The sequence below is a fragment of the Myxococcus xanthus genome, from assembly GCF_013116825.1.
In the GTDB taxonomy this organism is placed as follows: domain Bacteria; phylum Myxococcota; class Myxococcia; order Myxococcales; family Myxococcaceae; genus Myxococcus; species Myxococcus xanthus_B.
The window spans coordinates 1-10,062 of record NZ_JABFNS010000210.1 but is presented as its reverse complement, the minus strand read 5'-3'; the positions used below and the strand labels follow the sequence as shown (position 1 = coordinate 10,062).

9 protein-coding genes and 1 tRNA gene are annotated in these 10,062 nt (G+C 70.3%); 4 read left to right on the top strand and 6 right to left on the bottom strand.

Features of this window, described 5'->3' with window-relative positions:
* Positions 1-150 precede the first annotated feature (150 nt).
* The gene (locus HNV26_RS35490) at positions 151-1,416 is read left to right on the top strand and encodes a hypothetical protein (RefSeq protein ID WP_171445142.1); all 1,266 of its coding nucleotides are present in this window, start codon (positions 151-153) and stop codon (positions 1,414-1,416) included.
* Between the two features lie 23 nt (positions 1,417-1,439).
* On the top strand, positions 1,440-2,054 hold the full coding sequence (locus tag HNV26_RS35485) for a polysaccharide biosynthesis/export family protein (RefSeq protein WP_011552015.1): 615 nt from the start codon (positions 1,440-1,442) through the stop codon (positions 2,052-2,054).
* A gap of 14 nt (positions 2,055-2,068) precedes the next feature.
* Here the strand turns inward: HNV26_RS35485 and HNV26_RS35480 are convergent, their stop codons facing one another.
* The 6 genes from HNV26_RS35480 to HNV26_RS35455 all read right to left on the bottom strand — a co-directional run bounded on the left by HNV26_RS35480 (position 2,069) and on the right by HNV26_RS35455 (position 8,320).
* Positions 2,069-2,890, bottom strand: a complete 822-nt coding sequence (locus HNV26_RS35480) for an inositol monophosphatase family protein (RefSeq protein WP_141620308.1) — start codon at positions 2,888-2,890, stop codon at positions 2,069-2,071.
* 11 nt (positions 2,891-2,901) lie between these two features.
* Positions 2,902-3,459 carry a TlpA family protein disulfide reductase gene (locus HNV26_RS35475; RefSeq protein WP_171445143.1) on the bottom strand — a complete coding sequence of 186 codons (558 nt, stop codon included), beginning with the start codon at positions 3,457-3,459 and terminating at the stop codon, positions 2,902-2,904.
* Position 3,460: 1 nt separating this feature from the next.
* Complete coding sequence (gene mpl / locus HNV26_RS35470) at positions 3,461-4,933, bottom strand: UDP-N-acetylmuramate:L-alanyl-gamma-D-glutamyl-meso-diaminopimelate ligase (RefSeq protein WP_171445144.1); 1,473 nt, start codon at positions 4,931-4,933, stop codon at positions 3,461-3,463.
* Entirely contained in the window at positions 4,926-6,107 is a 1,182-nt protein-coding gene (locus tag HNV26_RS35465; protein ID WP_171445145.1) for a serine hydrolase domain-containing protein, read from the bottom strand. Before HNV26_RS35465 ends, mpl begins: the two co-directional genes overlap by 8 nt.
* Complete coding sequence (locus HNV26_RS35460) at positions 6,104-7,015, bottom strand: S66 peptidase family protein (protein ID WP_171445146.1); 912 nt, start codon at positions 7,013-7,015, stop codon at positions 6,104-6,106. Before HNV26_RS35460 ends, HNV26_RS35465 begins: the two co-directional genes overlap by 4 nt.
* A gap of 108 nt (positions 7,016-7,123) precedes the next feature.
* A complete protein-coding gene (locus tag HNV26_RS35455; RefSeq protein ID WP_171445147.1) occupies positions 7,124-8,320 on the bottom strand; it encodes an RsmB/NOP family class I SAM-dependent RNA methyltransferase in 1,197 nt (398 codons plus the stop codon).
* A gap of 138 nt (positions 8,321-8,458) precedes the next feature.
* Between HNV26_RS35455 and HNV26_RS35450 the strand changes: the two genes are divergently transcribed.
* Positions 8,459-8,531 (top strand) — tRNA-Asn (locus HNV26_RS35450).
* 1,121 nt (positions 8,532-9,652) lie between these two features.
* A partial coding sequence (locus tag HNV26_RS35445) for a heavy metal-responsive transcriptional regulator (RefSeq protein ID WP_171445148.1) occupies positions 9,653-10,062 on the top strand: 410 nt, incomplete at its 3' end.

Here is a 10,062-nt window from a genome sequence, read left to right as displayed (position 1 = left end):
GTCCTGGTGCGCCCACCTCCCGCCAGCCCCATCCGGTAGCCCCTCCAACAAACGTTCGGTCCGGCCTGACTCGCATGTTATGACGCCGCCGGCCGCAAGCACGAAAGGTGGGAGGAAATGCGCCTCACACCTGGGAAGCCCTTCTGAGCCATGAAGCAGCCCGCGACATTCTGGGCAGGACTGGGTGCACTGGCGCTGCTCGCGCTGGGCGGCACGGCCTCCGCCCAGGGCATCGCGGCGCCTCCCACCGGGGGTAACGGCTTCAAGGTAGGCACCGGGCGGCTGCACCCCTACTTCGACCTGGAGACGCGGCTGGACAGCGGCGTGGGCTACTTCTCGCCCACCTCCAACTCGGAGCCCAACAGCGCCCCGGTATCGGGCAACCTGTCGGGCGACGTGGCGCTGCGCTTCCGCCCCGGCTTCCGGCTGGAGATTCCGTCGTCCACGATGGCGCTCAACCTGGGCGCCAACCTGGACTACGTGATGTACACGGGCCTGGTGACGAAGAACTCCAGCGCGGCCTCGCGCCTGGAGGGCGCGGCGGACCTCAACGCGCGCTTCAACCCGGACGCCCCGCTAACGCTGGAGGTGTCGAACCAGTTCGCGCGCTCGGACCGCACGCGCACCGCGGCCGTGGGCGTGGGCGTGCTCAGCCTCTTCAATGAAGCGCGCGTGAAGACCCCGTGGCGCCCCGGCGGCGGCGCGCTGGAGCTGACGCCCAGCGTGGCCTACGCGGTGGAGTTCTTCCAGCCGCTGAGCTCGGTGAGCCCCGTCGGCTGCAGCGAAAGCGTGTGCGACCCGGCCGCCGTGGAGCGCTTCGACTACGGCAACCTGCGCGTGGGCGCGGAAGGCCGCTGGCGCTTCCTGCCGAAGACGGCGGTGGTGCTGGACACCAGCCTGGACGTGCGCAGCTACTTCAACGACAGCACGCCGGACGCCACGCTGCTGCGCGCCATGGGCGGCGTGGCGGGCCTCGTGTCCCCCAAGGTGGCCGTCACGGCCAAGGCGGGCTGGGGCCAGAACCTCGGCAGCACCGGCGGCGGCACCTTCCTGGGGCAGTTGGAGGGCACCTACCTCTACAGCCCCACCCTGAGCTTCAAGGCGGGCTACCTGCGCACGATGGAGCCCGTGGCCGCCTACGGCTTCTTCACGGACAACCGGGGCTACGGCGAGGTGCGCGCCCTCTTCGGCGGCAAGCTGACGGTGTCCGGCGGGCTCGCCGTGGACTTCCTGCGCTTCGACGGCGGCCGGAACGACACCGTCGTCGGCGTGAATATCGGCCCGGAGTACCAGTTCTACCCGTGGCTGACGGGCGCTGCGGGCTACATGCTGGGTCGCCGCTCCTCCTCGGTGGGTGGCGGCGGCCTCAACTATTCGCGGCACGAGGGGTACGCCCGCCTCTCCGTGACGTACTGAGTGAGCGTCTGTCCCTCCTGGAGATGACCAGCTTCCGCGCCGCCCTCACCGTGCTGTCCCTGATGACGCTGCCCGCCTGCTTCGGCACGTCGCAGCGCCCGCCGCCGCCCGCGCCCACGCCCGCCGCGGAGGCGGAAGCCGCGCGCTCCAGTGGCGGCAAGCTGGGGCCCGGAGACGTCGTGGAGGTGCGCGTCTTCCAGGAGCCCGAGCACTCCGGCACCTGGCGCCTGTCCAGCGAGGGCACCATCGACTACCCGCTGTGCGGCAAGGTGCCGCTGTCGGGGACGACGCCCAGCTCGGCGGCGGACCAGCTGCGGGACTGCCTGGCGCGCTACGTGCGCCGCCCCCAGGTGTCGGTGCTCATCCGCGAGTACAACTCGCAGAAGGTGTTCGTCTTCGGCGAGGTGCAGAAGCCGGGCACCTTCCCCGTGGACAACGAGATGTCCATCGTCCAGGCGATTACGCTGGCCGGCGGCTTCACCAAGCTTGCGGCGAAGAACAACACGCTGGTGACGCGCGTGGTGGACGGGCAGGAGCGCAAGATTCGCGTGCCCGTGGAGGACATCGGCGTGGGGCGGGAGAAGAACTTCATGCTCCAGCCCGGCGACATCGTCTTCGTGCCGGAGAGCTTCTTCTAGCCTTCGCCTGAGCCTCAGCCGCGCGGAGGATGTTCGCGCAGGCCGTCCACGAAGCGCTTCGCCTCGGACAGCAGCGCCGGAGCCAGCGCGGGCGCGGAGGCAATCACGTCGCCGCGCAGCACGTCGAAGGGCTCACCGGAGATGTGGCGGATGACGCCGCCCGCCTCCTCCACCAGCAGCGAGCCCGCGGCGATGTCCCACGGCTTCAAGCCGAACTCGAAGAAGCCGTCGAAGCGGCCCGCGGCCACGTAGGCCAGGTCCATGGCGGCGCTGCCCGTGCGGCGCATGCCCTGCGCGTGGAGGATGAGGCGGGTGAAGAGGCCCACCGGCCCCTCCGGGCGCTCGCGCACGTCGTAGGGGAAGCCCGTGCAGAGCAGCGCCCGGTCCAACGAGGACACGGTGCTGGCGCGCAGCGGACGGCCATTGAGGGTGGCGCCCTGCCCGCGCGCGGCGGAGAACAGCTCGTCCAGCATCGGGTCATAGACGACGCCAGCCAACACGCCGCCGGGGCCCTCCACCGCCACGCTGACGCAGAAGTGCGGCACGCGGTGCGAGTAGTTGGTGGTGCCGTCCAGCGGGTCCACCAGCCAGCGCAGGCTGTCGGTGCCCTGCGTGGCGCCGCTCTCCTCCGCCAGGATGGCGTGGTCGGGGTGGCGCTCGCGGATGAAGGCGAGCAGCGCTTCCTCGGAGGCCTTGTCCGCGTCCGTCACCAGGTCGATGCCACCCTTGAACTCGATGGTGCGCTCGCCCAGGAAGCGGTCCGCGAGGATGCGGCCAGCGAGCCGGGCCCCCTCCTCGGCGGTGCGGCGCAGGCTGTCGGGCGAGTCCTGGGACATGACGCTCTCCTCTACGGGGTGGGCTCGGCGAGCAGCGCCTCGAGCTCCGTCTGGTACTTCGCGAGGAACTCCTCGGCGAAGCCTTCATGGACGTGGCGCACCATGCCCTTGCGGTCGATGAAATACGTGGTGGGCATGCCCCGCACCTTGAGGGTGCGCTCGGCCACCTGGGCGTTCTCGTCGATGAGGACGGGCAGCGTCACCTTCGTCTCCGCCAGGAAGGCGGGGATGGCGCGCGGGTCCTCGTCGATGTTGAGCGCGTACACCTTCAGGCCCTGGGCCCCGTACTCGTTCGCGAGGTCCTGGTAGTAGGGGAGCGCGTCCTTGCAGGGCTCGCACCAGGTGGCCCACACGTCGAGCACCACCACGCTGCCCCGATCCGAGGCGAGGTCATATGGCTCGCCGCCGGGATAGCGCTTCACCTGGAAGTCCAGCGGCTGCGAGCCCTTGAGGCCGCTGCGCTGCGAAGTCCCCTGCCCATCGGCCGAGGCGGACGGCATGGGCGGGTGGCTCGCACAGCCAGACAGCGCGAGCGCTCCAGCGATGACGGCGATTGGCAGGCGCGGCATGTCAGGCTCCCTTCTGCGCGCGGGCGGAGAGGGCCGCCAGCACCTTGTCGATGAAGCCGCCGAAGGCTCCGTTGCTCATCACCAGCAGCACGTCGCCGGGGCGGGCCTCCTGGGCAACCAGGTCCACCAGGGCCTGCACGTCCGTCGCGCCCTCGGCGGGAATCCCCTGGGCCTGGAGGTCTGTGACGAGCTTGCGCACGTCCAGTTCCTCGCCCACGGGCACCTTGTCGTGGCGCTCGGGCACCTTGAGGCTGGCGCGGGCCGCGCCGGTGAAGGCGTGGGCGTAGTCCTCCTGGTGGATGTTGCGGCGGCTGGTGTTGGAGCGCGGCTCGAAAATCGCCCACAGCCGCCGCTCCGGGTAGCGGTGGTGGATGGCGGCGATGGTCTCCCGCACCGCCGTCGGGTGGTGCGCGAAGTCGTCAATCACCATGACGCCGTCTGGCTCGCCGCGAAGCTCCTGCCGGCGCTTCACGCCGCTGAAGGTGGCCAGCCCCTGCGCGATTTCGTCGAAGGTGAGCCCCAGGCCCCGCGCCGCGGCGATGACGGCCAGCGCGTTCTCCACGTTGTGCGCGCCGCCCATGGGGAGCTGCACCGTGCCCTGCACCTCGCCGCGCGCCACCACGTCGAAGCGGGCGCCGTCCGGGCCGAAGGACAGGTTGCGAGGCGTGTAGTCCGCGTCCGCGCCCTCCTGCGCCACGTACGTCACCACGCGCCCCGGGCAACCCTCGCGCGCCAGCTTCACCGCGTTGGGGTAGGCGGCGCAGACGACGAGCTGTCCGTCCTGGGGGATGAGCCGGACGAACTTCTCGAAGGTCGCCTCGTAGTGCGGCAGGTCCCGGAAGATGTCCGCGTGGTCGAACTCCACGCTGGTGAGGATGGCGGTGCGCGGCCGGTAGTGGAGGAACTTGGAGCCCTTGTCCCAGTACGCGGTGTCGTACTCGTCGCCCTCGACGACGAAGTGCGGCCCCTTCCCCACGCGGTAGTTGCCCGCGTAGTTCTGCGTGACGCCGCCCACGAGGAAGGACGGGTCCTTGCCCGCCTCCACCAGCACATGGGCAATGAGCGAGGACGTGGTCGTCTTCCCGTGGGTGCCGGCGACGACGACGGAGTGCGAGCGGTCCAGGAAGAGCGAGCCCAACGCGGCGGGGAAGCTCATCTGCTTGAGGCCGCGCTCGCGCACGGCGGTGGCCTCGGGATTCACGCGGCGGATGACATTGCCGATGATGACGAGGTCCGGCTTCGCCGCGTCCAGGTTCTCCGGACGGTACGGCGTGGCGGCGGGGATGCCCCACGTCCGGAGCATGTCGCTCATGGGCGGGTAGACATTCTCGTCACTGCCGGTGACGTCGTAGCCGGCGGCCTTGAGCATGCCGGCGAAGGAGCCCATGCCCGTGCCCGCCACGCCCACCAGGTGGATGCGGCGCACGCTGCCGGGTTCGAGGGTGTCGAGGACGTTTCCGTTGTCGTCAGCCATGGTGTCCCTGCTTCGTTTCAGTGAGCTCGAGCGCCTCCACGACGAAGTCATGGAAGAGCGGTCGGAAATCCCGGATGCGCGTTTCCTGGCGGCCGTTGGCCACGCGGTTCGTCACCAGCGCCACCACCAGCGAGCGGCGCAGGTCCACCCAGAGGCTGGTGCCGGTGAAGCCCAGGTGCCCCACCGCGCCCGGCGGGGTGTCGCCAATGTAGTGCCCGGCGCTGGACACGCCCTCGGAGGGCGAGTCGAAGCCCATGGAGCGGGTGCTGGCCTCCACCTTCGGGTCCGTGGCCAGCGCGCGGTGCCACAGCGGCCCCGGCGCGATGATGGCCCCGCCCGCGCAGCCGTCCAGCACGGCCTGGCCGAAGCGGGCCACGTCCACGGCGGTGCCGAAGAGGCCCGCGTGGCCGGCGACGCCGTCCATCACCCAGGCGTTGTCGTCGTCCACTTCGCCCGGGCGCGTGGGCTGGGTGGGCACGTCCTTCCACAGCGTCTCCTGCCCTGGAGCGGGCTCGCGCGGACGGGTGGCGCCGGTGGGCGCGGGCATGGCGTCGGCGGGGAAGTCGGTGAGGCGGTGGAAGCGGGCGCTGAGGCCCAGGGGCTCGGCGACGTGGCGGGAGAAGAGCGTGTCCAGCGGAGCGCCCGCGGCCCGCGAGAGGATTTCGCCCAGGAGGATGAAGCCCACGTCGCTGTAGGCGGCGCGCGTCTGGGGCTCGGCGGCGAGCGGCGTGGCGGAGGCGGCCTGGATGACCTCGTCGCGGACGCGTGCGCGCAGGGCGGAGGGACAGTCCGCGTCCAGCAGCTCGGGGTGCGCGGTGAGCGCCTGCGCGAAGAAGGGCACGAAGGGCGGCAGGCCGGAGCGGTGGTAGAGCAGGTCCGCCACGGTGACGCCCGCGTCGCCCACGGGCGTGCCCGGGAAGTAGCGGGACACCAGCGTCTCCGGCCCCACCTTCCCTTCCGTCCAGAGGCGGAGGAAGAGCGAGGTGGTGCTGATGATTTTGGTGAGCGACGCCAGGTCGAAGCGCGTGTCGCCGGAGACCTTGCCCGCGACGCCGCCGAACACCTGGACGCCCCGGTGCAGCACGACGGCCTGGGCCGAGGGGAAGACGCCCAATTCACAGGCGTCATCGAGGACCTTCTGCAGAATCGCGATGGGGTGGGTACCGCCACTCATGCCCGCACGGCTCCTTCGAGGAAGGTGAGGCGCGCGGCGTCCGCGTCCAGGCGGACCTGGGTGCCGAGCGCCACGGGGTAGTTGATGTCACCGTGGCCGATGGGGAAGCCCGCCGCGCAGGGAAGGCCCGCCTCGCGCGCGAGCTCACGGAGCACGTCGGCGCTGGAGTAGTCCGCGCCCTTCTCCTCGCACCCGGTGAAGTCGCCCAGGACGATGCCTCGCACGCGGGAGAAGACGCCCGCCAGGCGCAGGTGGGTCCACATGCGGTCGATGCGGTACGGGCGCTCGGTGACGTCCTCCAGCAGCAGCACCGCGCCGTCGAGCGGCGGCATGTACGAGGTGCCGATGAGGCGCGACAGCACGGACAGGTTGCCGCCTACGAGGTGCCCCTCCGCCATGCCGGGCACGTAGGTCGCCGAGCCCGTCAGCGGGGGCGGCGCCTCGGGGGACTCGAGGAGTCGGAACAGGTACTCGCGCACCGCGGGAGGCTGCCGGCCGAGCTGCGTGAGGACGGGCCCGTGGAAGGAGACGCGCCCCAGCGCCTGGAGCGCCCCGTGCACGGAGGTGAGATCGGAGAAGCCGACGAAGGCCGCGTGCGAGGCGTCCGCGAAGGGAAGGTCCGGCAGGAGCCGGGCGCTGCCGTAGCCACCGCGGGCGCTGAAGATGGCGCGGGCGTCCCGGTCCAGCAGGGCGCGCGACAGCTCCCCGCCCCGGCGCGCGTCATCCCCCGCGAGGTAGCGGTGGGAGGAGAAGATGTCGGGGCCGTGGACGGGGCTGTAGCGCTCCGCGATGACGGCCAGGCCGGCCTCGAAGCTCGGGCGGTCGAAGGGCCCGGAGGGGGCGACGACATGCACGGCGTCGCGAGGACGGAGCGGAAGGGGCTTGAGCCAGCGCACGGGGCGCTTCATAGCACCCGGGGCCCGGGGGGCACGGTGATTCGAGCCCCGGGAGGGAGAAGCGTTGAGTTCCCCCGTCCGTCGGGACACGGACACTGCGACCGCCTGTCGCCCCTGCCCCTACCCTGCCGACCGCTCCAGGACGGCCGCGAAGAAGGCGTCCGTGCCATGCCGGTGGGGCGCGACGAAGAGGAATCCGTCGCGGAGACACGCATCGGAGAGCCACCCCGCCCCGGGCCGCACGAGGCGGAAGTCCGGGCGAGACGCCAGGAAGGTGGCGACGACGTCCTCGTTCTCCGCGCGGTTGACGGTGCAAGTGGCGTAGACGAGCCGCCCGCCGGGCCGCACCAGGCGGGCCCCACGCTGGAGGATGTCCTGCTGGAGCGCCGGAAACCGGGTGAGCACCTCCGGCTGGATGCGGAAGCGCTGGTCGGGGCCCCGGCGCAGGGAGCCCAGCTCCGAGCATGGCGCATCCACGAGCACCCGGTCCGCTTCCAGGCCCTCGGGAAGACTCCGGAGCACCTGGACCCGGGTGAGGTGAGCCCGGGCGGAGCGCTGGAGGAGCCGGTCGAGCCGCTCGGGGTCCGGGTCATAGGCCAGGAGCCGCCCCGAGTCCTTCATGTCCGCGCCCAGTTGGAGCGTCTTGCCGCCCGCGCCGGCACAGAGGTCCAGCACCGTCTCCCCGGGCCGGGCCTCCACGAGGAGCCCCAGGAGTTGGCTGCCCTCGTCCTGGACTTCGAACAGGCCCTCCTGGAGGGAACGGAGCCCATAGAGGTTGGGCCGTGGACCCTCGATATGGAGCGCCAGCGGGCTCCAGGGGCCGGGGCGCGTCTCGACGCCCTCCGAGCGCAGCCGCTCGGCAAGGGCCTCCCGCGAGGTGCGCAGGCCGTTGGCCCGGAGGGTGATGGGCCCGGGGACGTTCAGGTGGGCGCAGAAGTCGTCGGCCTCGGGACCGAACTCCCGGGCGAAATGGTCGGCGAGCCAGTCTGGCAGGGAGGCGCGGAGCGCGAGCGTGGGGGGCGACGCCGAAACCAACGGGGGCGGCGCCCCATCCCCGAGCCCGGCCAGGGCGGCGGACTCCACTGCCGGGACGCCCGAAAGGCCGTGCATCAGGGCATGGAGCAGGAAGGGAGGAGCGGCGTCCTCGCGGCCCAGGAGGAAGCCAAGGCGGCGCCGCCAGAGCCCGACGTTGAAGACGGCCTCCTTGAGGGCCTGGCGCTGCTCTCGGGCCAGAGAGCGGTGGTCACGCAAAGTACGGTCGAGCACGCGCTCGGCGGAGGAGCCGGCGAGCACCTGGGCGATGGAATCGGCCGCCACGGGGCCCAGGCCGTCGAGTGCGGACCAAGGCTGGAGGTGAAGCCGGGAGAGCGGATCAAAAGGGACTGTTGACAGAGCGGGCACCATTCTCTAGAAAGCGCCTCATCACGGCAACGCGGTTCCGCCGTGAGGACATATTCCCCGATAGCTCAGCCGGTAGAGCGGGTGACTGTTAATCACTAGGTCCGTGGTTCGAGTCCACGTCGGGGAGCTACTTGAAAGGCCCTGCCAACCGGCAGGGCCTTTTTGTTTAACACGGGCCTCGCGATGCATATCGCGGGGCCTTCGTGCTTAAGCCGCTGAATCCCAAGGGATTCTGGCTCGCGGTGCTGAGGAGGGCCCTCTCGGTTCTCAACCCCGCAGAGCGAGATGCCCCCTCTCCTCCGCCGCCGATTGGGCTCTCTGGAGCGCTCTTTCACCCGTTCTGGGGAGAGAGAGGCCGAGAGTGGTTAACAAGTGCTGTTAACTTTTGGGGAGGCGGTTAACAACAATCTCCCGGAGTGCGGTTCTCTCGGCTTTGTGGTTTCTAGAAAGGCGGCTCTCTCCGCTCTCTAGTTTCTATTCCTACATGCTTTGCAGGCTTCAAAGCGCAGCGCAGAGCCACCCCTCCACGCAGACCACACAGCGCTTTCCCGTACTGTTCGACCCGGGAGAGCTACCCCTCGGCAGAGCGTCGGCAGCCGACCTCGCACTGGCACGAAGAGGCGCTCCCGTCGTGCCGAGGTGGGCAGTCCGCCCCTTCTCCTCCACGCGGACAACCTGCCCCTGCTGAATGAAGAAGTACCTCGTGTTGAGGAACTTCCCTATCGTGGGGTCCCATTCACCCAAAGCGAGTGAGACTCCCCGAGAACGGGGCGACTTCAGAGCGAAAGCCGACTCAGTAGGTCCAATCGAGAAGGGATACGGGATTCCCTGCACCCAGTCCACCGTCAGGACGAGCCGCATGGTGCGCAGTGACATGAAGCGCCCCACGGATCCGGTGACCAGGAGCCCGAGGACGACCGCCAATGTGAAGGAGCCTCGTCGCGCCTCGTGCAACATCTTCAACGCCCGCATCGCGGAGACAAGGAAGAGGGTCGCCGGCTCATCGTCAACACGTTCGCAGACAGCGCCATCCACACCGGAGCCTAGTCGACGAGATAACCCTTAACCGGTCACTCCCCTTGGCCGCGCCCCAGCAAGTAGCCTCTGAGGTGGGGGAGGGGGCGCGCCTCCCTGCTTGGGTCGCAGGCAGCCTAGGAGATCACCACTCCAGCCGACTTGACCCTCCACCTAGGTGGAGGGTGCATGCTTATGGCGTTGGGGCAGAGAAGGCGCCCCTTCAAGGACGCCATGACTGAACAAGGACTTCTCATCGGGCAGGTGGCCGCCGAGGCAGGGGTGAACATCCGCACCCTGCGCTTCTATGAGCGCGAGGGCGTGCTGCCTCCGCCGGAGCGTCGCCCTTCGGGCTACCGCACCTACTCCCCGGAAACTGTGTCGCTGGTGCGCTTCATCAAGCGTGCGCAAGCGCTCGGCTACACCCTGGCTGAGGCGAAGGAGCTGCTCGCCCTGCGCGACACCCGGGGCGCCGCGTGCGCCGAAGTCCAGCGCAACGCGGGCCAGAAGCTCGCCGACGTGCGGGAGCGCATCCGGCAGCTGCAGGCCATGGCACTCGCCCTTTCCAAGCTGCTGTCCTCTTGCGCCGAGCCCCACCACGCCCACGCCTGCCCACTGCTGGAGGCCCTGGACGCCCCTCCGTC